Annotated in this window: 23 protein-coding genes; 16 read left to right on the forward strand and 7 right to left on the reverse strand. The window is 36.8% G+C overall.

What is annotated here, in order from left to right; all coding sequences use genetic code 11:
• The 7 genes from galE (ACLBXA_RS10115) to pgtP form a co-directional block, all read left to right on the forward strand.
• Nucleotides 1-676, forward strand: a 676-nt coding sequence (gene galE, locus ACLBXA_RS10115; protein WP_447617196.1) for a UDP-glucose 4-epimerase GalE, incomplete at its 5' end; no start/stop codon positions are given.
• An 89-nt stretch (nt 677-765) separates the two neighbouring features.
• Nucleotides 766-1758, forward strand: coding sequence for a UDP-glucose 4-epimerase GalE (gene galE, locus ACLBXA_RS10120; RefSeq protein ID WP_016099299.1), 993 nt, complete (start codon nt 766-768; stop codon nt 1756-1758).
• A 120-nt stretch (nt 1759-1878) separates the two neighbouring features.
• Nucleotides 1879-2550 (forward strand): response regulator transcription factor, encoded by a 672-nt coding sequence (locus ACLBXA_RS10125; protein ID WP_000699556.1) that lies wholly within the window; start codon nt 1879-1881, stop codon nt 2548-2550.
• An 11-nt stretch (nt 2551-2561) separates the two neighbouring features.
• A complete protein-coding gene (locus ACLBXA_RS10130; RefSeq protein ID WP_242297727.1) occupies nt 2562-3992 on the forward strand; it encodes a HAMP domain-containing sensor histidine kinase in 1431 nt (476 codons plus the stop codon).
• A gap of 66 nt (nt 3993-4058) precedes the next feature.
• Complete coding sequence (locus ACLBXA_RS10135) at nt 4059-4841, forward strand: DUF3919 family protein (protein WP_000826618.1); 783 nt, start codon at nt 4059-4061, stop codon at nt 4839-4841.
• The gene (locus ACLBXA_RS10140; RefSeq protein ID WP_001225641.1) at nt 4838-5872 is read left to right on the forward strand and encodes an ABC transporter substrate-binding protein; all 1035 of its coding nucleotides are present in this window, start codon (nt 4838-4840) and stop codon (nt 5870-5872) included. The genes ACLBXA_RS10135 and ACLBXA_RS10140 overlap by 4 nt, the downstream gene beginning before the upstream one ends.
• 19 nt (nt 5873-5891) lie before the next feature.
• Complete coding sequence (pgtP, locus tag ACLBXA_RS10145) at nt 5892-7226, forward strand: MFS transporter (RefSeq protein ID WP_000477603.1); 1335 nt, start codon at nt 5892-5894, stop codon at nt 7224-7226.
• 108 nt (nt 7227-7334) lie between these two features.
• On the opposite strand, the gene ACLBXA_RS10150 is transcribed toward pgtP, so the two are convergent.
• Together ACLBXA_RS10150 and ACLBXA_RS10155 are read right to left on the reverse strand one after the other, a co-directional pair.
• Nucleotides 7335-7847, reverse strand: a complete 513-nt coding sequence (locus tag ACLBXA_RS10150; RefSeq protein WP_086389717.1) for a DUF3278 domain-containing protein — start codon at nt 7845-7847, stop codon at nt 7335-7337.
• On the reverse strand, nt 7848-8039 hold the full coding sequence (locus ACLBXA_RS10155) for a helix-turn-helix transcriptional regulator (protein ID WP_086389718.1): 192 nt from the start codon (nt 8037-8039) through the stop codon (nt 7848-7850). It abuts the gene before it with no gap.
• Nucleotides 8040-8421: 382 nt separating this feature from the next.
• On the opposite strand from ACLBXA_RS10155, the gene ACLBXA_RS10160 reads away from it, so the two are divergent.
• The 5 genes from ACLBXA_RS10160 to ACLBXA_RS10180 all read left to right on the forward strand — a co-directional run bounded on the left by ACLBXA_RS10160 (nt 8422) and on the right by ACLBXA_RS10180 (nt 12972).
• Complete coding sequence (locus ACLBXA_RS10160; protein ID WP_086389719.1) at nt 8422-9615, forward strand: efflux RND transporter periplasmic adaptor subunit; 1194 nt, start codon at nt 8422-8424, stop codon at nt 9613-9615.
• Nucleotides 9612-10292, forward strand: a complete 681-nt coding sequence (locus ACLBXA_RS10165; RefSeq protein WP_000631619.1) for an ABC transporter ATP-binding protein — start codon at nt 9612-9614, stop codon at nt 10290-10292. Before ACLBXA_RS10160 ends, ACLBXA_RS10165 begins: the two co-directional genes overlap by 4 nt.
• Nucleotides 10289-11488 (forward strand): ABC transporter permease, encoded by a 1200-nt coding sequence (locus ACLBXA_RS10170; protein ID WP_000054346.1) that lies wholly within the window; start codon nt 10289-10291, stop codon nt 11486-11488. Before ACLBXA_RS10165 ends, ACLBXA_RS10170 begins: the two co-directional genes overlap by 4 nt.
• Before the next feature lie 114 nt (nt 11489-11602).
• Entirely contained in the window at nt 11603-12283 is a 681-nt protein-coding gene (locus ACLBXA_RS10175) for a Yip1 family protein (RefSeq protein WP_016078178.1), read from the forward strand.
• Between the two features lie 218 nt (nt 12284-12501).
• The gene (locus tag ACLBXA_RS10180; RefSeq protein WP_097891562.1) at nt 12502-12972 is read left to right on the forward strand and encodes a sigma-70 family RNA polymerase sigma factor; all 471 of its coding nucleotides are present in this window, start codon (nt 12502-12504) and stop codon (nt 12970-12972) included.
• 54 nt (nt 12973-13026) lie between these two features.
• Here the strand turns inward: ACLBXA_RS10180 and ACLBXA_RS10185 are convergent, their stop codons facing one another.
• On the reverse strand, nt 13027-13503 hold the full coding sequence (locus ACLBXA_RS10185) for a competence protein ComK (RefSeq protein WP_000368310.1): 477 nt from the start codon (nt 13501-13503) through the stop codon (nt 13027-13029).
• A 190-nt stretch (nt 13504-13693) separates the two neighbouring features.
• Between ACLBXA_RS10185 and ACLBXA_RS10190 the strand changes: the two genes are divergently transcribed.
• On the forward strand, nt 13694-14092 hold the full coding sequence (locus ACLBXA_RS10190) for a DUF4359 domain-containing protein (RefSeq protein WP_000731400.1): 399 nt from the start codon (nt 13694-13696) through the stop codon (nt 14090-14092).
• Nucleotides 14093-14113: 21 nt separating this feature from the next.
• Here the strand turns inward: ACLBXA_RS10190 and ACLBXA_RS10195 are convergent, their stop codons facing one another.
• Nucleotides 14114-14329: a DUF2922 domain-containing protein gene (locus tag ACLBXA_RS10195; protein ID WP_001197592.1), complete on the reverse strand. Its 216-nt coding sequence runs from the start codon at nt 14327-14329 to the stop codon at nt 14114-14116.
• A 117-nt stretch (nt 14330-14446) separates the two neighbouring features.
• The gene (locus ACLBXA_RS10200) at nt 14447-14671 is read right to left on the reverse strand and encodes a DUF1659 domain-containing protein (protein ID WP_017763770.1); all 225 of its coding nucleotides are present in this window, start codon (nt 14669-14671) and stop codon (nt 14447-14449) included.
• A 111-nt stretch (nt 14672-14782) separates the two neighbouring features.
• Between ACLBXA_RS10200 and ACLBXA_RS10205 the strand changes: the two genes are divergently transcribed.
• Nucleotides 14783-15268 carry a VanZ family protein gene (locus ACLBXA_RS10205; RefSeq protein ID WP_001080704.1) on the forward strand — a complete coding sequence of 162 codons (486 nt, stop codon included), beginning with the start codon at nt 14783-14785 and terminating at the stop codon, nt 15266-15268.
• Between the two features lie 84 nt (nt 15269-15352).
• On the opposite strand, the gene ACLBXA_RS10210 is transcribed toward ACLBXA_RS10205, so the two are convergent.
• Nucleotides 15353-18109 (reverse strand): DEAD/DEAH box helicase, encoded by a 2757-nt coding sequence (locus ACLBXA_RS10210; RefSeq protein WP_081143943.1) that lies wholly within the window; start codon nt 18107-18109, stop codon nt 15353-15355.
• Complete coding sequence (locus tag ACLBXA_RS10215; RefSeq protein WP_000939128.1) at nt 18093-19712, reverse strand: SWIM zinc finger family protein; 1620 nt, start codon at nt 19710-19712, stop codon at nt 18093-18095. Before ACLBXA_RS10215 ends, ACLBXA_RS10210 begins: the two co-directional genes overlap by 17 nt.
• Nucleotides 19713-19868: 156 nt before the next feature.
• Between ACLBXA_RS10215 and ACLBXA_RS10220 the strand changes: the two genes are divergently transcribed.
• A complete protein-coding gene (locus tag ACLBXA_RS10220; protein WP_001281736.1) occupies nt 19869-20357 on the forward strand; it encodes a zinc ribbon domain-containing protein in 489 nt (162 codons plus the stop codon).
• Nucleotides 20358-20362: 5 nt separating this feature from the next.
• Nucleotides 20363-21919, forward strand: coding sequence for a zinc ribbon domain-containing protein (locus ACLBXA_RS10225; RefSeq protein WP_044783026.1), 1557 nt, complete (start codon nt 20363-20365; stop codon nt 21917-21919).
• Nucleotides 21920-21929 lie beyond the last annotated feature (10 nt).

Genomic DNA, 21929 nt, shown 5'->3' on the forward strand with positions numbered 1-21929 from the left:
TAAGAAAATGATCTTTAGTTCATCTGCAACTGTATATGGTATCCCGGAAACGTCACCGATTACGGAGGAATTTCCATTAAGTGCAACAAATCCATATGGTCAAACGAAATTAATGATTGAGCAAATTATGCGTGATGTAGCATTTGCAGATGCAGAATGGAGTATCGCATTACTTCGTTATTTCAATCCATTTGGTGCACACGAGAGTGGGCGTATCGGAGAAGATCCAAATGGAACCCCAAATAACTTAATGCCATACGTAACGCAAGTAGCAGTAGGTAAGTTAAAAGAATTAAGTGTATTCGGAAATGACTATCCAACGAAGGATGGAACGGGAGTCCGTGATTACATTCATGTTGTAGACTTAGCAAGTGGTCACGTAAAAGCGCTTGAGAAAGTATTGAGTACAACAGGAGTAGATGCTTATAACTTGGGCACAGGCATGGGCTATAGTGTGCTAGAGATGGTTGAAGCGTTTGAAAAAGTTTCGGGCAAGAAAGTTCCTTATAAAATTACAGAACGTCGCCCAGGTGATGTGGCAGTATGTTTTGCTGATGCATCGAAAGCAAAGCGTGAATTAGGCTGGGAGGCAACACGCGGATTAGAAGAGATGTGTGCAGATTCTTGGAAATGGCAATCAAATAATAAAAATGGATACATAGATAGTGAATTGTAAAAAACGTTGAGCCAAATGATTATGATTTAATCTATTAGAGTTAACGACTCTTAATTTACAAGACTAGATGTATAGAAAGTAGGGGCAAAATGAATTCAATCTTAATCTGTGGCGGAGCTGGCTACATCGGTTCTCACGCTGTGAAAAAATTAGTAGACGAAGGTTTATCTGTAGTAGTAGTAGATAACTTACAAACTGGTCATGAAGATGCAATTACGGAAGGTGCGAAGTTTTATAATGGCGACCTTCGTGATAAATCATTTTTAGGGGATGTTTTTAAACAAGAAAATATTGAGGCGGTTATGCACTTTGCAGCTGATTCTTTAGTTGGAGTTAGTATGGAAAAGCCCCTTCAATATTATAATAACAATGTGTATGGTGCACTTTGTTTATTAGAGGTAATGGATGAGTTTAAGGTAGATAAGTTCATTTTCTCTTCTACTGCGGCAACGTATGGTGAGGTAGATGTGGATCTTATTACTGAGGAAACGATGACAAATCCTACGAATACGTATGGAGAGACGAAGTTAGCAATCGAGAAGATGCTTCATTGGTATAGCCAAGCTTCAAATTTACGTTATAAGATCTTTAGATACTTTAACGTGGCTGGTGCAACTCCAAGTGGTATTATTGGAGAAGATCATCGCCCAGAGACACATTTAATTCCTCTTGTGTTGCAAGTGGCTTTAGGTCAACGTGAGAAGATTATGATGTTTGGTGATGATTATAATACACCAGATGGTACTTGTATCCGTGATTATATTCATGTTGAAGATTTAGTAGCGGCTCATTTCTTAGGGCTTAAAGACTTGCAGAACGGTGGAGAGAGTGATTTCTATAACTTAGGAAATGGTAATGGTTTCAGTGTAAAAGAAATCGTTGACGCAGTTCGCGAAGTTACAAATCATGAAATTCCTGCTGAGGTAGCACCGCGCCGTGCGGGCGATCCAGCACGTTTAGTTGCTTCTTCTAAGAAAGCGAAAGAGAAGTTAGGATGGGATCCTAAGTATGTAAATGTTAAGACAATTATTGAGCATGCTTGGAATTGGCATCAAAAGCAACCGAATGGATATGCTAAATAAATATAATAAGTGAAAGAGAGGGTATCGTCGACAAAATATGTTCGACAATACCCTCTCTTTTTTTGTACGATTTTTGCTATACTAAACTGTACTATAATACATGATGGAAGGAGGAGAGTAATGAAAATACTTGTGGTTGATGATGAATCGAGTATTCGTAATTTAATTCGGATGCAGTTGGAGATGGAAGGTTATGAAGTATTGGCAGCGGCTGATGGGAGAGAAGCTTTAGAGCGATGGAATGAAGGGCCGGATGTATTGATTTTGGATGTTATGCTTCCGGATACGGATGGGTATGAGTTGCTTCGTTTGTTCCGTGAGAGGGATAGGGATATTCCGGTGCTTATGTTAACAGCAAAGAGTCAGATGAATGATAAGTTGCTTGGCTTGCAGCTTGGTGCTGATGATTATGTGACGAAGCCGTTTAATTATGCGGAGCTTATTCTTCGGGTTAAGAATATGGCGCGGCGTGTAAAGAAGACGGAGACCGCTGTAAGTCATGAAGTAATTGAGGCTGGAGAGATAGTGATTTGTCCTAAGGAAAGAAAGGTACATGTGAGTGGACAAGAGATTCAGTTAACGTACCGAGAGTTTAATTTATGTCAGTTATTTGTTTCAAATCCGCAGCGTGTGTTTATGAGGGATGAGTTACTTGAGAAAGTATGGGGGTTTGAGTATATCGGAAATACGAGAGCAGTTGATATTATGGTGCAGAGACTTCGAAAGAAGCTTGGTACGAGCGGAGAATATATTAAGACAATTTATGGCGTTGGCTATAAACTGGATTGTTGAGTGGTGATGGTATGTCTTTAAAGCGAAATATGGTGTTTGGAATAGTTGGGCTGTTAATTCCGATTTTTGTTCTTTTATATGCAGTTGTTTATATTACGTTAGAAAAGAATATGTATCATAACGCAGCAGATTCTTTAGAAAAGTTAAGTGTAGAAGCACAAATTTATACGATGAATTATTTAGAGAAGGAAGCAGAAGTGGATACGCTTGGTCCTAATTCACTTTTAATTGCGTCGTATTTAGCGAAGCGTATGGATGTCCGTGTGCAGATGATCGGGAAGAATGGCGATGTTGTTGCAGATACACAAAAAGGAGCATTGCTTCACCGTAACATCGACATTGAGAGTTCCTTGAAGGGAAAGAAGTCTTACGTTTTTGAGGAGGCGGATCCAGCTCCTATTCTTTTGTTTTCAAGCCCGGTTTATTATGGAAACGATGTCATTGGAAGTATTCGTTTTATAAATGAGTTAACGGGTGAGAAGGAAGTTTTAACGAATGTGAGCTGGACGTTCTTAATGACATCTCTTTGCCTAGTAGCAACCGGTATTTTCTTTGCGATTCGTTTGGCGAAGTCTCTTCATAAACCAATTGATCAGTTGAGACAAATGGCACAGCGGCTTGCGAATGGTGATTATAAGAGTAAGATTGAGTTAAATGAGTACGTGGAAATCGCTCAGCTTTCAGCATCTTTTAACGCGATGGCTGATGGAATTGAGCTGCATATTAAGCAATTGCAGGAGGAGAAAGAGAAGCAGAAGGATTTCCTAGACCGCATTACGCATGAGCTAAAAACACCGCTAACGGCAATTATCGGTTATGTTGATTTAATTCCAAAGTTACAATCGAAAGAAGATGTACAGGAAAGTCTTCGTTATGTGGCGGTGGAAAGTGAGCGTTTATTATCACTTGTAGAGGAACTGCTTAAGTCTTCGAAATATGGGACGAGTACGTTTGAAGTGTCTCCTACAGTTGTAAACATAAAGGAATTGGCAGAAGAAGCAGTTTCAATTGTGAAACCTCGTCTAAATCAGTTTGAAATTGAAGTGATAAATGAGTTAACGGATGTACATGTTGTTGCGGATTTTGATAAGACGAAGCAAATTTTCTTAAATGTGCTTGATAATGCAATTAAGTATAGTGATGCTTCGCACATTCGTATGAATGTAATTATAAATGAGCATGAGGCGAAGGTTTTTGTTCATGATGATGGGATCGGTATAGATGAAGTGGTGCTTGCAGAGTGGAATGAGTCTCCGAAAGGAAAGGCACTTCCTTCTAGTTACGGGAATGGTTATGGTTTATATATTTGTCAGGAGATTATGAATAAGCAGGGCGGAAGCATGCGTATTGAGAGTAGTGAAGAAATAGGTACTACAATATTCATTACATTTTTGCTTCCGAGAAGGATGGAAGACATAAAAAACTTGAAAGCGGTTAAATGATACATTTATGAAACAATTATGCGGTATTTTCGAAACAACGTTTTTTTATCTTGGAGGTAGGCAGAAATGAAAAGGCTATCATTTCAAATTCTTATGTTTGTCATTTGTATGATTGTCTCTCTTGTTTTGTTTTATGTTATGGAGAAGCAAATCTATAATCGAATCAACATTGTAAATGATAAACAAGCCGTTTTACAAAGGGTGAATGAATCTCTTCCAATTGAAGTGAAAGTAAGACATGAAAAGTGGGGAGAAATTGTTGTAACGGATGAAGTTCGTTTGCATACGATTGTTTCATTCTTTGACCGAATTCGAATAGAACCTGAGGGCGTTAAGAGCCAAGAACAAGTATTTACTGGAGAAGTAACGTACTTGAATGGACATAAGCGTACTTTTGCAGTAGGTGACTTGTTCCAGTATGGGGAAAATGTATACGGAAAGAATGGCATGGATCCGATGATTTCAGCACTTCAAACGTATTTATTAAGCCTGTATTACACGCCAGAGCGTATTAGTGATTTCTTTGCTTCAGCAAAGGATGTCGTAGTACGTCAAGGTGATGTGGTACGTACTATCAATCTTACGCACATACTTGATTCTATTCGGTACGCAAAGCAAATTACAGATTACGGAGAAATTCAGAAGTTATTACAATCGCAGAATGAACCGATTGCTTATATTACAGCTTATAAAACAGGTAAGCGTGTAAAGAATGATCGTGAAGATATTCTTACGATTTCTGTGTATCCATCGTACTTTGTGGTGCAATATCTCGGTGATAATAACGGGAATGTCATGTATATGAAAGGCTCTCTAGCAGAGTTATTCGTAAAGGAGAATGCGTCATGAGAAAGATAGCCTTTTTCTTCTTTTTGCTAGTAATTGGAGGAGCGATGTCTAGTTGCTCTCGAGATACAACCTCTATTAAATATAGTAAAAATGGTCTCCCTATTTTGGATGACCGTCATATTGTTGCGTATGTAGCGGCTCGTGAGGAAGTTGGTGAAGCGTTACTTTCATCATTTTGTAAGCCACGCGGATGTACGTATGAATTTATTCGTCTTTCAACAGAAGAACTTCTTCGTAGAGTGGAAGAAGAAGCTGGAAATCCGAAGGCGGATATTATTATTGGCGGTACAGTAGATGCGCATCAAATGATGAAGCAAAAAAATCTTTCTATTCCTGTGATAAGCCAACATGCAAATCGTATTTCAAAGACTGTTAAAGATAAAGATGGTTATTGGTACGGTTATGAAGTGGAGAAGCTAGCAATTGCGATTAATAAAGAGCGGTGGAACGAGGAAATAGCGCCGCTCGGTCTCTCGTATCCGTTAAGATGGAAAGATTTATTGAATCCAGTATATAAAGGAAAGATTGTCATGCCCGATCCAAATGTTTCAGGTACAGCATATACGTTTTTTCAATCACTTATTGATACGTTAGGTGAAGAGGAAGCGAAGGAATATGTGAAGAATCTGGCAGAACAAGTTGGAGAAGTAACAGTGAATGGTTATATCCCAGCAGAACTTGTTGCGAGCGGTGAATATATGATAGGCATCAACTTTATGGGAGATCAGAGAATGCTTCAAAAACAAGGCTTTCCTATTTTAAGTAACGAACCTGAGCAAACAGGGTTATCCGTTAATGCGATTTCTAAACTAAAACGTGCACCGAGTGGTATTATTGCGGATTTATTTATTGATTATTGTTTATCAGAAGAAGCGGGTCACATTTTAGAAAAAGTGTCGTTTGGCGTACCAACGATGTTTGCGAAGAATGAGAAAGAAATAGAAGGACAGCCGGTTAGAAGGACGAACCAAAATATATCAAATAGCGGGATAATCGAGATATGGAATAGACAGCGTCTCTCTCTGAAGTGAGAAAAGGAGACGAAAATATATGTTTAAATGGCTCAAGCCAGCACCTGCAATTGAAAGATTGCCAGCGGATATGATCGACCGTGTATATCGATTACTACGTATTCGTGTGTTAATCGGGATTTCAGTTGGATATGCTGCTTATTATTTAGTTCGTAGTAACTTTACGTTATCAAGTACGTACTTAGTACAAGAATATGGTTTTAGTACAGCTGAAATTGGTCTACTAGGTTCAGTAATGGCAATCGTTTATGGATTTAGTAAGTTCTTTATGGGGAATTTATCAGATAAAGCTTTCGCCCAGCGCTTTATCGCAGTCGGTTTATTCTTATCAGGGCTTGTAAATATTTGTTTTGGCTTTGCATCATCATTTGGGATGATTGTTACATTACTTGTTGTTAACGGTATTGTACAAGGTATGGGAGCACCACCTTGTAGTATTGTTATGACGAAATGGTTCTCAAAGAAAGAACGTGGTACGAAAACAGGTCTTTGGAATATTTCACATAACGTTGGTGGAATGCTTGTGCCACCACTTGTCGGAATTGGTGTAGGTATTTTTGGTGAAAACCATTGGCAAGGCGGCGTGTTTATTTTCCCTGCAATTATCGCAATGGTAATTTCAGTTCTTGTTTGGATTAATGCGAAGGATACACCAGAATCTGAAGGTCTTCCTCCAATTGATGAGTATCGTAATGACTATGAAAATCTTGAAAAAGCAGATAATGCTAACAAGATGTCACCAAAAGAAATTTTAATGAAGTATGTAGTGAAAAATAAATTTGTATGGTTCTTATGTATTGCGAATGCTTTTGTTTATTTAATTCGTTTCGGTGTTATTAACTGGGTTCCGCTTTATTTAACGACAGTTAAAGGATTTTCAAAAGCAGAAGCGCATGCGGCATATGCAATCTTTGAAGGTATGGCAATTCCAAGTTCATTAATCGTTGGTTTTTTAAGTGATAAATTATTTAAAGGAAAACGTATGCCATTATGTATTATTAGTATGGTTGGCGTTGTTATTGGTACGTTTATATATTGGCAAGCAACTAGCGTACTTGTTGTAAGTATTGCAGTTTCTATTATCGGTTGTTTAATTTATGTACCACAGTTCTTAATCGGTTTAAGTGCGATGGAATTAGTACCGAAATTTGCAGTAGGTACGACAGTTGGTATGTGTGGTTTATTCGGTTATGTAGGCGGAAGTCTTGTAGCTAACGCAGCAATTGGTGTTATTGTTGATCGTTCTGGCTGGGATGGTTGTTTCATCTTACTATTAACAGGAGCGGTTTTATCAACAATCTTCTTATTTATTGTTCAACGTGGACATGAGAGAAAAGATCCTAAAGTAGCGTAATATTTTGTTTGAAAAGCTATCCAATTGTGTGTGATTGGATAGCTTTTATATTAGAAAAAACAAAAAGTATGTAAAATTGCAGTTTAATATATAAATGATTTTTGTTAATTAATATAATTTTTTTAGATTCCATAAACCAAATAGATACATGGTTATACCGAAAAATCCGCCAGCGCAACCCCAAAGCACAACATCAAATAAAGAAATAGAGATTTCTTCTGAACCTACATAGGGAAGGATATAATTCATAAAAACAAACATTTGAAAGCCCCAAAGCACACCTGCTTTTAAGCCAGCTTTTCTTAATTTTTTCTTGTGTTGTAAATATTCTTCTTTTGTTGCACATTCAGTATCACTTAAACCTTTTTTCTTGAATTTAAAGGCTAAGTAATTAGCGTAAATCATATTAGATAGAAAAATGAATATTGTCCCTATAGATATTGTGTGATTCATAGTATCAACAAGTAACATAATAAGCATTACCAACATATTTAACCACCACAAACCAATTCCAGCTACAGATAACTCTTTATTGATTTCTTGTTTTTGGTATTCATCTCTCTCACTTAGTGTTCCAACAAAACTATTATAAACTCTTTCTTTCCATTCAATTTTCATCATTTAATCTCCCTCCCAAAATAGACTATTTAAATCTGTTTTTAGTTCTTTTGCTAATTCGATACATAAGGCTAAAGAGGGATTATATTTATTGTTTTCAATTAAATTTATTGTCTGTCTCGCCACGTTAACTTTTTTAGCTAACTCTAGTTGCGATAGCCCTTCAGATTTTCGATATTGTTTAACGTTATTCAAATATAACCCTCCCATTGATGGTTGTAGACCTCGTGTACCGAAATGTCATTTATATGTGACATTTTATAATTGAATAGATGAAATGTCAAATATATATGACAAAATAGCGCTGATGCAATTAGGAAAATGATTTTAATGATTCATTTTGGCAAGAAGTTTGTTAATAAAGAATGGCTTCTATTCAATTAAAATTGCTCTTTTTCCTTTCCTTAAATCTATCTTAAAAGATATAATGTCATATTTCTAATCATTGGAATTTTTGTTACAATATAAATGGATGTGTAAAACTTTGTAAAAATAATGTAATAATATGTAATCTGTTTTCAGAAAGTTTTATACAATTTTTATATTAAACTATTAAGTTATAAAAGGGAGCGAGAATATGTTACCAAATACGGTTCGTACTCCAAACAAGAAGAAGAAATGGATTATTATTGGGGTTATTGCACTAATTGTTATTGTAGCAGCAATTAATATTTTTGTTATGCAAGGTAAGAAGAAAGGAGCATCAACAAATGCTGATGCTGTAAGTTTTGAGAAGGTAACGGAGCGAAAGCTTAATAATACGAAGTTAATTTCTGGTCAGGTGAAGCCTGGTAATATTGAAAGCTTCTATGCAGATCCGGCCAAAGGGAAAGTGAAAGATATTGAGGTAAAAGAAGGGCAAGAGGTAGAGAAAGGCACGAAGTTATTCTCTTATGATAATGAAGAGATTAATCTTCAAATGAAGCAAGCTGAGCTTGATCAGAAGATGGCGGATATGCGTTATGATCAAGGGAAAAAGAAGATTGATTCATTGAAGAAAGAAATTAAGAAGGCGAAAGATAGCGGAGCTGGGAAAGAAGTAACAGATCAGATGGACGAGCAAATAAACGAGTTAGAGATAGGGCAAAAAACAATTGACCTTGAGAAAGAAAAAGGGAAGTTGCAGAAAGAAGAGTTAAGTAAAAAGCAGAAAGAGCTTACGATTTATAGTAATTTCGCTGGTGTTGTTCAAAAGTTAGATAAAGATGCGGCACAAAGTTCATCTCAAGCGTTAGGTGGTCAAGGAAAATCGTTTTTACAAGTAGCTTCTAAAGACCCATTCCAAGTTCAAGGTACGTTAACTGAGCTTCAGAAGTCACAAATTCAAAAGGATCAAACATTCACTGTAACAGCGAAAGCAAATAATAAGAAGAAGTGGACAGGTAAGATTACAGAGGTAAGTGAGTTCCCAACGAGTGCAGAGATGGCGCAAGCTGGCGGCATGGGTGAAGCAACTCAAAATATGTCTCAGTATACATATAAAGCAAGTCTTGATAATCAAGATGGTTTATCTCCAGGTTACCACGTTTCTCTGCAAGTAAACTTAGAGAATAAGACGATGATTGCTGTTCCAAGTAAAAGCATTGTAGAAAAAGGCGATGATGCATTTGTTTATGTTGAGGAAAAAGGGAAGCTTCGTAAACAAAATGTGAAAAAAGGTTCTACTGATGGAGACTGGACAGAGGTTGTAGAAGGCGTAACAGTGGGGCAAAAGGTGGTTAAAAATCCTTCCGACGATGTGTATGACGGAATGGAAGTGAAAGAGAAATGATTACGTTAAATAATATTGCTAAAACATATTATCAAGGAAAATTGGCGGTGCCGATTTTGCATGGTATTAGTTTAACGATTCAGAGCGGTGAGTTCGTTTCGATTATGGGACCGTCTGGTTCTGGTAAGTCAACGCTTATGAATATTATTGGTTGCTTAGATCGTCCAACAGAAGGCGAATATAAGCTGAATGACGTGAATATCTTAACAGCAGACGAGTCAAAGCTTGCTTTAATTCGTAATGAATATATTGGGTTTGTATTTCAGCACTTTAATTTACTGCCTCGTCTTTCCGCGGTGGAAAATGTTGAGCTTCCGCTCGTATATGGTGGTGTGAAGAAAGCGGAGCGTCGTAAGCGCGCTTTGGAGGCGTTAGGTAAAGTTGGATTGGCAGATCGCGTGCATCATTTACCGAATGAGTTATCAGGTGGACAGAAGCAGCGTGTAGCGATTGCAAGAGCGATTGCAAATAATCCAACGTTCATTATGGCCGATGAACCGACTGGTGCACTTGATACGAAGTCTGGTGAACAAGTTATGGATATTTTCACGAAGCTTAATGCAGAAGGCACAACAATTGTTATGGTTACGCATGAAGAGGAAGTAGCAGCGTATTCTTCCCGCCGCATTGTACTGCGGGACGGGAAAGTTACAGAAGATAGAAGGTGTGCGGTATGAGTTTACTAGATAGTATAAAAATTGCCCTCTCTTCTATTTTAGCTCATAAATTGCGTTCAGCTCTTACGATGCTCGGTATTATTATCGGGGTAGGTTCAATTATTACTGTCGTTGCGATTGGGCAAGGCGGGGAAGCTGCATTGAAATCGCAGTTTGTTGGGGCAGGTAATCAAACGGTTCCGATTCATTATAGTGCAGATATAAATGATCCTTTCGGTATGGGAATGGTAGAAGCACCGAAGATAACTGAAGAAGACATTTTTGAAATTAAAAAAATTCCAGAAATCGCACATGTGGTAACAACAAATTCCAGCATGGAACCACTTGATATTGAAGATAAAAAAGAAATGGTGAGTATTACTGGATTAGATAGCGAGTACTTTGCAGTAAATAAAGTAAAGTTGTTAAAGGGACGTTCTTTACAAGAATCAGATGTGGATCAAGGTAATAACGTTGTTATGATTAGTAAACAAATGGAAGAAAAGGTGTTTAAGGATGCCAATCCAGTCGGTAAAATTATTGAAATGAAAGGTCAACCGATGCAAATTATCGGTGTCTACAAATCAGATAATGAGTTTATGGGAATGGGACCATCAGAAGCACTAGTTCCAATTTCATTATGGCCGACACTGTATGGAAAAGATGAAATTCAAAACATTTCTGTTCAAGCAAAAAATGTAGATAATCTAGAAAAAGCAGGTAAAAAAGCTGCAGATGTCTTAAACAGTCGTAAACCGACTGATGCAACTGGTAAATATGAAGTTATGAATTTAAAAGAAATTCAAGAAGGTATTTCGAAGATGACCGGTATTATGACAATGATCATCGGTGGTATTGCTGGTATTTCATTAGTCGTTGGTGGAATTGGTGTTATGAACATCATGCTTGTATCTGTAACGGAGCGTACACGTGAAATTGGTGTACGTAAAGCACTCGGGGCAACACGTAGTAAAATTTTATTACAGTTTTTAATTGAAGCTGTTATGTTAACACTTCTAGGTGGTTTAATCGGAATTGGTCTTGGGTACGGCGGAGCATATATCGTTTCCACATTCGCAAAATGGCCACCGCTCGTTTCGTGGGAAGTTGTTGTTGGAGGCGTACTGTTCTCGATGACACTCGGTATTATTTTCGGATTAATTCCAGCAAATAAAGCTGCGAAATTAGATCCAATTGAAGCATTGCGTTATGAGTAATTAATAGTGTAGTAGAACTACACATTACCGTTCTAATGGGCGGTTCGTAGCCTCTTGCGTGAGGAAGTGAACCGCCCGTTAGAACGGGTTATATAAATAGAAGGAGGCGTTATAATGGAAGCAAATATTAATACGCAAGATGTAGGTGCGAAGAAGCCATCATTATTAGGAATGATTACTTCTCCAGGTGAGCAATTTGAGAGAATGAAGACGAAAAGTCCGGTTTGGGGGGCATTTTTCTTATTTGTTATATTAGGAACGATTATAGCAACAGCAGTGTCTTACTTAACATTAATTAGTACTCCAGAATTGGCAAAAGAATTAAATGGTGAAGCAGGGGCAATGGTAAAAGGATTTACCCTTGGTGGAGGCGCACTTGTTGGTCTATTAGGAACACCTATAGGTCTCTTTATTGCGGCAGGTTTTTATAAAATTATTATGATGTTTATGAGCAATGATACACCGTACATGAAAATATTGTCGATTTACTTATATGCTAATCTGGTTTATTATATCGGCGGATTGTTAAATGCAGGATTAGGCTTTATTTTTGATGGAAATGGCACTGATGTTTATACAAGTTTAGCTCCTTTATTTGAACAAGGGACAGTAGCACATGGAATTGCCTCTTCAATTGAAATTTTTAATATTTGGAGCCTCATTCTAACAGGACTAGGCTTACATATTGTAGCTGGTTTAAGTAAGAAACAAGCTACGATTTTAATTGTAATCTTCTTTATCCTAACAATTGCATTAGGCGTTGTAAGAGGTTTAGTAAGCGGCTTTGGTGCATAACATATTATTTAAAAAAGGTGACTCTTCAAAGGAGTCACCTTTTTTATTTTTACCCTTACTTCAAATACCACCAACAAAATTTCAAATACTCTCTAGTGTAATTTCAAATTCCGTCGGTAGTATTTGAAATTACTCACAGTGAAATCTTTTCTTTATTTTTATATTGTGAAGGTACCGCGGAATACTAGAAAGGTATACCTTTTAGAAACGGGTACTGTGTGAAGCCAGCGACTTTTAAAGAGGCAGTTGTTTTGTATGAAGGAATGATTGTAAATCAAATAAAGAAATTAGGTATTCGCCAAGATTATGAAGAGTATTATCAATGTGGTTTAATTGGTCTTTGGCATGCGTATGAAAGATTTGATGCAAAGAAAGGGTATTTCCCTGCATACGCACTTGTAACGGTGCGTGGTTATATATTAGAAAGATTGAAGAAAGAATCTACTGTACAAGAAAGATGTGTATGTGTAGGTGAGTATGAGGATATTTTTCATTTTGAAGATGTTGAAATAAGAGTGAAGGATTTTATGAGTGTGTTAGATGAGAAGGAGAAGTATATTATTTTTGAACGTTTTTTTGTAGGAAAGACGATGGGAGAAATCGCTTTAGAGACGGAAATGACATATTATCAAGTAAGATGGATGTATCGGCAAGCACTCGAGAAAATGCGAGATAGTGTAAGAGGATAAAAATAGCAAATAGAATGGAAGTTAAGGAAATACTACCTTCCATTCTATTTGCTATTAAGGTGATGAATCTTGCATGTTCATTTGGGATAATACATATCCAGCTTTCCATAATTGCTGACTTAGCTTATGGGAACTAATTTGTATCGTTACGGTAGCTCCGTTTGAAAAATGAATTTTAGCTTGTTTAGCTTTTTTGAAAAACTCTATTGTATGAACATGTTTGAAGAAAAGCCAAATACAATTTGGAGAAGCAGGAGATTCTGTTGGGAAAGCGCAAATATATTCTCTATGATTGATCGGAATTGGAACGTTTTGTTTAAATTTAAATTTTGTTTTTACGGCATTACGTCTCCCTTGATAGGTAGAATGAATATTTGTTAGACAAGATTTCTGTATAAGTTGGAGAGCAGTCTGACAGGAGTAAAGATGGTTTCCGCTACTGTCGATGATTTTTGTACGGTAATAAGGGTGTTTACATGGTTCAAGCATCATTGTAGAACTAGAAATAAAAATGTTGTTTTCATTATCCATAATTCTATATCCTCCCTTATAATTTTCATTCTGAATATAATTATATATAAATTAAGTAAATTGGTTGTTAATATTCTATTTCATATTGTAAATTTTGGCTATTCGTTTACAATCAATAGGTGATAGTCTTTCTAATTTGCATCGCTTGTACATATATATGAAAATAGAAAAGAGTAGGCGGTGATATAGTATGAAGAAAAAGTATATTATTATGGCTTTAGTTGTCATCCTCCTAGTATATTTAGCAAACAGTAATCCGAGTAAAGGAGAATATACAGAATGGGCAGCGAAGCAATTTATGAAGCGTAATGATGTGAGTAAGAAGCTAGATGAAGTTCAAAAAGAGAATGAAGAGGGTCTCCTTGGCGACTTGGCATCGGCCGGTAAAAAGTTAGCGAAAAAGTATGTTGAGCCACAAGTTGGGTTATTAATTGATCATTATACGAAGCGAAATGATTATATATTCTTCTCAACATATACGACTGAGTTTGATATAGGTGAAGAACATTATAAGTATGTATGCGTCGGTTTTTCAAAGATTTTTATTCCGATTGAAATGCCGAAGAAAAAAGACGAATCTGCAAAATGATGCAGATTCGTCTTTTTCATTTTATAGAGTAATTGGAATTTCAGATACATTTTTTTCTACAAGGCGAGCTCCCTTTTTTCTTGTATTTTCATCAATGGATGAAAATACAGATGAGGCAAGGATTGTATCCATTACTTGATTTACGACTTGTGCATCAATTGGTGTGATGGGCGTATCGATCGAAAAAACGACTGTTTTTCCATCTTCTTTCGCAAAAATTAACTCTAGTACTTGCATGTGTTATTCCCTCCTTTGTATTTATCCCGCTATTTACGGGATTCGGGTCTGCCGATTAAATTGCGGGCTAATAATCAGTAGGGATGAATAAAATCCCCACTGATCTGAAGTTTTACTTTATAGTTTAGAAAGATCTGATGTGCTTACAAGTTGCACAGAGTGAAGTGGTGATGCTTGTAAGGAAGCGAGAGTATGAGCTACGTTGTGTACTTGATCTAAGCTCGCATTTGTTTTAACACGTTTAAATTGTTTGCTCTTGAAAACTGTTTTGCCGTTCTTATCTAATCCGTTGTTTAAGACAAGACGTAAAGTTAAATCCATTACGATTGTTTCAATTGCCATGTGTATCACCTCCTTTCACTTTATAAATAGGGCGTAAATGTCATGTTTTGGCGTGAAATTTTTTCTTTTTTTTGGTACCCTTAAAAGATTAAGAGAGGAGAATTCTGGATAATGAATCGTAAATGGTTATTTTGGATTCCTGTATTACTATGGATGGGGCTGATTTTCTATTCTTCGGCACAACCATATAAAAAGCAGGATATGCGTTCAGATATTGAACAATATGTAAATGTTGAATTTGTAAAAGAGCATTTTTCATGGGTATCTATTGATTATGGTGGAGGAACCCCTGTTAGTATTGCGAATAAAGGTGTAGGCGGATTTATTGAGTTTTTCCTTCGTAAAGGTGCTCATTTTATGGTGTTCTTTATGCTAGGTTCATTGATTTATTACGCTTTTCATCGATCAGGTCATTCGAGGAAAAGATGTTTTATATATGCCATTCTTTTCGTTGCGGGTTATGCAACATTTGATGAAATTCACCAATGGTATACGGGGGACCGTACACCAATGTGGCAAGATTCATTGCTTGATACGTGCGGCGGATTAACGGGAATTATAATAAGTAATTGGTTTTGGAATAGAAAAAAGCGCTAATCTCATTTCGAGATTAGCGCTTTTTTGCAGGTAGTAAAACTTCCCGAAAAAGCCCGATTGGTGAGGGCTGATTCAAGTTTCACTTTATACACCAAGTAATTCTTTTAGTTCGTCTGTTGATAGTTCAGTCATCCAGCTATCACTTGTGATGACCGCATTGTTTAGAGATTGTTTTCTTTCTAGCATTTCATCGATTTTTTCTTCTAATGTTCCTGTTGTAATGAGTTTGTGAACATGAACAAATCTTTTTTGACCAATGCGATATGCGCGGTCTGTTGCTTGATTTTCCACAGCTGGATTCCACCAACGATCGTAGTGAATGACATGGTTGGCAGCAGTTAAGTTTAATCCTGTTCCGCCAGCTTTTAAGGATAAGATGAAAATGTCATACGTTCCGTTTTGGAACTCCTCAATCATCTTGTCACGATCTTTTTTCGGTACACTACCGTTTAAGAAGAGGACACGCTGGCCAAATTGTTCTTCTAGCACACGTTTTAGCATGTTTCCCATGCCGATGTACTGAGTGAAGATGAGGCAACTTTCATTTTGATCTTTTATATTTTCGATGAGCTCCATTAACGTTTTTGTTTTCATAGAGCGTTCAACGACATTTTGTGGTTCTTCTTCTTTTAAATAAAGAGCAGGATGATTACAAATTTGTTTTAGCTTGTTCAACATAAGTAAGATAAAGCCGCGTCTTTCAATTCCGCTTAATCCTTCTACATTTTGCAGTGTATCTTGAACAAGTTGTTCATATAAGGAAGCTTGTTCACCAGTAAGAGGACAGTAAGCTTTTTGTTCTTGTTTATCTGGTAAATTTAATGCGACTGTTTGATCTTTCTTCGTTCGGCGCAGTAAAAATGGTGAGATAAACCGTTGGACTTGCTGGATTTTTCCTTCATCACGATCTTTTTCAATCGGTGTGACGAAGCGGCGTTGGAATTGTCCTAAGCTTCCGAGATATCCATGATTAATAAAGTCGAAAATGGACCAAAGTTCAGCGAGGCGATTTTCCATTGGTGTACCAGTTAAAGCGATTTTGTGATTTGCCTGCAAGTTTCGTACTGCTTTCGACTGTTTCGTATGTGGGTTCTTAATATTTTGTGCTTCATCCAAAATAACAGCATCCCAGCATAATGAAGTCAGTTCTTCCTCATCGAGTTGAGCCAATGCATAAGATGTTAATACAACATCTGCTGATTGAAGGAAATCTTCAAATGAATTGCCCTTCTCTCTATTACTTCCGTAATGTAATTGGACACATAAATTCGGTGCGAAACGCTCAAATTCTTTTTGCCAATTTCCAAGAACAGATGTCGGCGCTACGATTAATGCAGGGCCTGTTTTGAGATTGTTTTCTTTTATATATAGTAAGTAAGAGATTGTTTGAATACTTTTCCCGAGTCCCATATCGTCAGCTAGCAATGCTCCAAATCCAAGCTTTCGTAAATATAATAACCATTCAATACCATGTTGTTGATACGGACGAAGTGTTGCGTTTAGTGAAGTAGGGACATCTACCTTTGGAATATCTCCAATATGAAGCAGCTTTTGGAATAGTTCCTCATAATATCCATCTAGTTCGATTTCAATATCAGTAAACGGACTATCATCTTCTACAATTTCTGTTTCAGCCGTATTTGATAAATGTTGCTGCAGGACATCTTTCATCTCTAGTCCGTATTTATCGGCACGGTTCATGAGTTTCCTTACTTCTTCGATAAAGGCTGGATCTAGTCGCATCCATTGACCATTTATATTAAATAGACGTTTGTTTTGTTCAACGAGCTCGAAAAATTCGCTTTCTGATAAATCAATGCCGTTCGTCGAAATGCGCCAGTCAAAATTAACGAGCGTATTCATACCGAAGAACGATTGTGTTTGTGCTGTATTTTGCTTCAACTGGACACGTAATTTCGGTTTTGTTGCTTTTAAATTTTGCCACCATGATGGTAGTAAAATTGTAATGCCGGCTGCAAGTAATTCGTTGCTTGCATCTGTTAAGAAGTTCCAAGCTTCTGTTTCAAAGAGCTCATTTCGGAATGTATCTCCTTCTTTTAACCACGGTATGAGCTTACTAAAACCTTCTTGTGTTTCTGTAATCCGTTCTTCGTAATCGTGCCATCTTTTCGGTAAGGAATCGATGTTTTCATATACATATATGCGATGAGCCCCGCGCTTTGGTGTCACAATTGTTTCAAGCTTCCACATTTCAAATTCTTCTTGTGGTTCTTGTAGTCTTAGTCCGATTGTAAACGGAAGATCATCTTCAATATAACCGATTTTTCGAAGCCAATCTTCTTCATGTAGTGCTGTTTCCAATTGTCTTTTCGTAAAGTCGTAATGTTCATATAGCCTTTTAGCATCTTCCCAGCCGTCATTTGAGCGATTATCTTGTAATATGCTTTCATTAACTGCTGCTGAGAAAAGAGATGCTAATGTGTCATCTTCAATTGGTGTATTTTGAACTTTCCAAGATGGCTGTTTAGGCCAATGATTCATATCTGGTACGAAGCTACCACTCGTAAAGGCGTCCCATAATTCATTTGCATCTTTCGTAAGTGCTGTAATAGGTCCGTTTATTTGCATATGTGCAAAGGAATTCATCGGTTTGTTTGCAATGTATTCAAAGGCTTGTGCATTTGTTAGGAGCACACCTTGTTTTCCTTCGAAGGTTGCTTCTTTTAGAGAAGTACCGTAGAAAGAAGTGGAGTGCCATGTGAATGCATTTCGTTTCCAACTTGTTACGGATAATGGAGTACCGCTGTCATCTTCTCCCCAAAGGAACCAACCTTGACTAACATGCTGGAGCCTAATTGTTACTTCAGTTTGATTGATCATCGATTAATTTTCCTTTCCGTAATTCCTCTTGTAGTGCACGCAGACGTGAATGGAGATTGGCGATGTGAATAATGAAAGCATCCCATTCATCGGTGCGTTTTAATCGTTTATACAATGTACGTAATTTCTTTAAGTAACGAACTGCGCGTTTATATGATTTACGATTTCGTTCTTCAATCGCCTCTACAGCAGCAAGATGGTAAAGAGGAAGTGCCACTTCTGGCGCTTCTTTTTCAATATCTTTCAGTGGCTCTTTCAACAGCTCAATTGCTTCAAATCCATATAGGAGATGAAGCTCTGCCCATGTACGATACTGTTTTTTCGCGAGTACGTACTGTTCATAGTTTGTGAAACTATACGGTAATAGTTCTTGTAAGATCATTTCGAAACCAGCTTGTTCATTTGTATGTGTTGCATATGTTTCATACATGATTACAAATAGCCGAACGACATCTTTTATGAAAATCGTATTTTCGTGATCTTGAATCGTTTTCTTTACTTGTTTATACGTAAAGGAAAGCCAGTTTTTTGCACGATCCCAATGCATGGCACTTAATAGTTCTTCTAACCAATAGAAGTATAGACTCACAACAGAAGCAGGCTGTTTTTTTAGTAAGTCCATCGCTAGTAGATCTTCGTCATTTAAAAAGAGAAGATGAGAAGACGCTAACGCTTTAGATAGTGGATTGATTTTCGTATCGATTCGTTTTTCTTCTTCTTGTATTTTCTCTTTATTGTTTAAAAGTTCACTCCATATGTGACGATAAATGAAAAATCGCTCTTGCGTATAAGCGTCGGTAGAGAAGAATACTTCATGAACGAGACGAGCTGTTTCTTGTAAAATTATTTCAGACTCTGAAGGAATCGCTTCTGATTGTAAGTCCCGAACGATGGATTCCACTTTGTCTACAAATAGGCGAATGACATTAACAGGTTGGTGATAAGAATATGTTTTGTTTGCTTCGAATGCCTGAATTTCTTCTAATAATTTTTGAAAGCAGTAAAGTGCTGCGTGTAACCTGAATAATTCATGTATCGCAATGATACGCGGAGCTTTCCGCTCAAGTTTCGTATAGAAATCTGTAAAGATACTCATAAGAAAATACATTTGTTTATAAGTAAGCCGAGCTTGTTCTTTTTTAAATGAATCATATTCTTTTTCAAAATATGATTCCCAACTTTTATAGTCAGTTTCTTCAAAAGCTGATGATTGCAATACTTGTCTTGCAGTTCGAATAGGGGGAAGGGAAGGTTTCGTATTATTTTTAAATAAAGTTAATACATCTCCTACTTGCCCGAAACTAGACGCTGCAGATAGTAATACAGCGAGCATATGCTCACATTGTGTTGGTGCGAAGCAATCACAATAGCTTTCAGCGACGTTACGAATCGGAATATGAACGCTATATACGTTGCCTTCCGCATCTACAGTTCCTGATAGTGTATAACCATCAAAGTCAACGTTATAGACAACACCACTACGATATAGGTGCCGAGCTGTAGCGACATGTTCCTGATCAGCTGTTTGCTGTGGATCTAGTCCTTGAACGAACTCATTCGCAATCATCATAATTTCATCTTTCGTAATTGAGTGTTGCAGCATAATATTCCTCCGTACACATATTTCTTTCCTTTACCATTATAAACAAAAAATGCTCAAAACAGAAAAAATGAAATTTGGATTACATAACTTGAAAATCATGGTAATATATAAAATGTTAATTTCGTATATTACTATATATTTATAGGAGGGGAAATTGTGTCAGATTTACAAGCGAAGTTTGGTAATGGTATGAACAAGTTGCAAGAGGGAATTGAGCAAGGAAAGATGAAGTTGCAAGTTGCACAAGAGGTTGCACAACTAAAGAAAATTACGCAGGAGAAGTTACAAGCGAAAACTGAAATTTTGTTGGAGCTTGGTCAAACTACATATATGCAACTGCGCAATGATGAAGTTCGAATAGAGGTATTGAAAGGAATTGTAGAACCGGTACAAGAGCTTGATATTGCTATTTATAACATGCGTAAGCAAATTGCTAATTTGCAGAATCAAGGTCAGAAAGGGCAGTGTAGCTGTGGTGGCTCATTATCATTAAATGATAAATTTTGTGGACAGTGCGGGAAAGAAAATGAGTTACTCCTTCAAACAAACAATGTTGAAAATGAATCATGTTCTTCATGTAGTGAACAAATCGCAACAGAAGCTATATTCTGTCCAGTTTGTGGTATGAAGCAAAGTAAGGAGTGAGGAACATGTATTGTAAAACTTGTGGTTTAGAACAGTCTGATGTATCAAATTATTGTACGCATGATGGGTCTAGTACAGGTGGTGTAGCAAGTCATATTATATTAGCGCCTAAAGACTCAAAATATTGCCGAACTTGTGGAGTGGAAAGTAAAGAAACTGCTACATATTGTGAGAAATGCGGCGATTCCTTACTAGTAGGTATTACGAAAAAAGAAATGAAAACGAAATTACCAGACCAGGGTGTACAACTAAATGTGGGTTCATCTGGAATTGCTTTGAAAAAAGGCTTACTTGGTGGTGGTCTGGCAATTATATGCATGTTTTTGGCTGGCTGGATTAGTAGTTTAATTATCGATGCAGCGATGAATGATTTAATGAGAACGATGGTTACAAATACGAACGGTATGCTGGATATGACTACCATTAATCAATCTTTCATTGGCATAGCGCCATTAATTTTAATGTATCATTTAGTGGGTCTTGAAGTCAGTGGAAGTGGTACATACATAATGTCATTTATTCTTCATGTCCCATTGTTCATTTTATTAACTATTCCAGCACTTATATTAGGTGGAATTGGCTTTTTTGTAGAGAAAAAAACCCCGTCTATTGTTTGGCGTGAGAAGCTAGTAACAGCATGTATTATCGGTATTGTATATGGAATTTTTTTATGTGTTATAAGTTTTGTAGCAAGTTCTTCTACGACGATTTCTCAATTCTATGAAACAATGACAATTAATGTTAGTTATTCTCATATTATTAGTTTGTTGTACGGTATTATATTTGGTTTATTATTTAGCTTTATTGGCATGAGTATTGCAGCGGGACCACATCGTATGCTTTCCGCAATTAGTCAAAGTGTTCCATATGCAGCATCTATTTATTATAGTGTAGTGACTGTTTTAAAAGGATTAATCATTACATTTGGTATTATACTTATTACGATTTTATTTAGTAGTTCAAAATCAATGGGACCAATTGATTTCCCTGAGAAAACATATAAAGCATTAATTTCATTAGAAGCAACACCGTATATGTGGAATATGGCTCACTTTGCTCCAACTGCAATTGAATGGGCGAACATGGAGAAAGAAATACAGAACTATCCAGGAGGAAAAGGGCCGTTACATTTATCATATACATCAGGCATATCATTAAATGGTACGTCTTTAAAAGATGTGGCAATTGCTAATGGTGCTTCTGCTAAAGAAATTAAATATATGGATGAGTTCAATTCCTACATGCATTGGTGGGGTTTATTAATTTTAATACCATGTATCTTACTATTTAGAGCTGGAATGAAATTAGCTCAATATCCAATTAAAAATATATATGTAACGATTGCGATGTTTAGTGCGGTTTATACTGTGATGATGCTTTGTGTAAATGGATTAGCAAAAATCCAAATCGAAGCTTCAGGTAGTAAGGAAATTATGAAGGAATTTACGGGGATTTCTGGTCCGCTATTATCGATTCAAAGTAGCACGATGTATTTAATAGTAGGTAGCTTTATTCTTTCTTACGTATTAGTGTTTGCTGGGATGAAGTTGGTAAAAAAATAAGGGGGAGAAT

Source organism: Bacillus sp. D48C (assembly GCF_053345735.1).

What these genes read in the sequence shown, in the direction of transcription:
- ACLBXA_RS10215 (WP_000939128.1), bottom strand. Translation starts at nt 19,712, where the DNA reads ATGCTGCAACACTCAATTACGAAAGATGAAATTATGATGATTGCGAAT.
- ACLBXA_RS10195 (WP_001197592.1), bottom strand. Translation starts at nt 14,329, where the DNA reads ATGCAAGTACTAGAGTTAATTTTTGCGAAAGAAGATGGAAAAACAGTC.
- ACLBXA_RS10170 (WP_000054346.1), top strand. Translation starts at nt 10,289, where the DNA reads ATGAGTTTACTAGATAGTATAAAAATTGCCCTCTCTTCTATTTTAGCT.
- ACLBXA_RS10140 (WP_001225641.1), top strand. Translation starts at nt 4,838, where the DNA reads ATGAGAAAGATAGCCTTTTTCTTCTTTTTGCTAGTAATTGGAGGAGCG.
- ACLBXA_RS10190 (WP_000731400.1), top strand. Translation starts at nt 13,694, where the DNA reads ATGAAGAAAAAGTATATTATTATGGCTTTAGTTGTCATCCTCCTAGTA.
- ACLBXA_RS10185 (WP_000368310.1), bottom strand. Translation starts at nt 13,503, where the DNA reads ATGGATAATGAAAACAACATTTTTATTTCTAGTTCTACAATGATGCTT.
- ACLBXA_RS10160 (WP_086389719.1), top strand. Translation starts at nt 8,422, where the DNA reads ATGTTACCAAATACGGTTCGTACTCCAAACAAGAAGAAGAAATGGATT.
- ACLBXA_RS10200 (WP_017763770.1), bottom strand. Translation starts at nt 14,671, where the DNA reads ATGGCAATTGAAACAATCGTAATGGATTTAACTTTACGTCTTGTCTTA.
- ACLBXA_RS10150 (WP_086389717.1), bottom strand. Translation starts at nt 7,847, where the DNA reads ATGATGAAAATTGAATGGAAAGAAAGAGTTTATAATAGTTTTGTTGGA.
- ACLBXA_RS10130 (WP_242297727.1), top strand. Translation starts at nt 2,562, where the DNA reads ATGTCTTTAAAGCGAAATATGGTGTTTGGAATAGTTGGGCTGTTAATT.
- ACLBXA_RS10210 (WP_081143943.1), bottom strand. Translation starts at nt 18,109, where the DNA reads ATGATCAATCAAACTGAAGTAACAATTAGGCTCCAGCATGTTAGTCAA.
- ACLBXA_RS10205 (WP_001080704.1), top strand. Translation starts at nt 14,783, where the DNA reads ATGAATCGTAAATGGTTATTTTGGATTCCTGTATTACTATGGATGGGG.
- galE (WP_016099299.1), top strand. Translation starts at nt 766, where the DNA reads ATGAATTCAATCTTAATCTGTGGCGGAGCTGGCTACATCGGTTCTCAC.
- ACLBXA_RS10135 (WP_000826618.1), top strand. Translation starts at nt 4,059, where the DNA reads ATGAAAAGGCTATCATTTCAAATTCTTATGTTTGTCATTTGTATGATT.
- pgtP (WP_000477603.1), top strand. Translation starts at nt 5,892, where the DNA reads ATGTTTAAATGGCTCAAGCCAGCACCTGCAATTGAAAGATTGCCAGCG.
- ACLBXA_RS10175 (WP_016078178.1), top strand. Translation starts at nt 11,603, where the DNA reads ATGGAAGCAAATATTAATACGCAAGATGTAGGTGCGAAGAAGCCATCA.
- ACLBXA_RS10165 (WP_000631619.1), top strand. Translation starts at nt 9,612, where the DNA reads ATGATTACGTTAAATAATATTGCTAAAACATATTATCAAGGAAAATTG.
- ACLBXA_RS10225 (WP_044783026.1), top strand. Translation starts at nt 20,363, where the DNA reads ATGTATTGTAAAACTTGTGGTTTAGAACAGTCTGATGTATCAAATTAT.
- ACLBXA_RS10125 (WP_000699556.1), top strand. Translation starts at nt 1,879, where the DNA reads ATGAAAATACTTGTGGTTGATGATGAATCGAGTATTCGTAATTTAATT.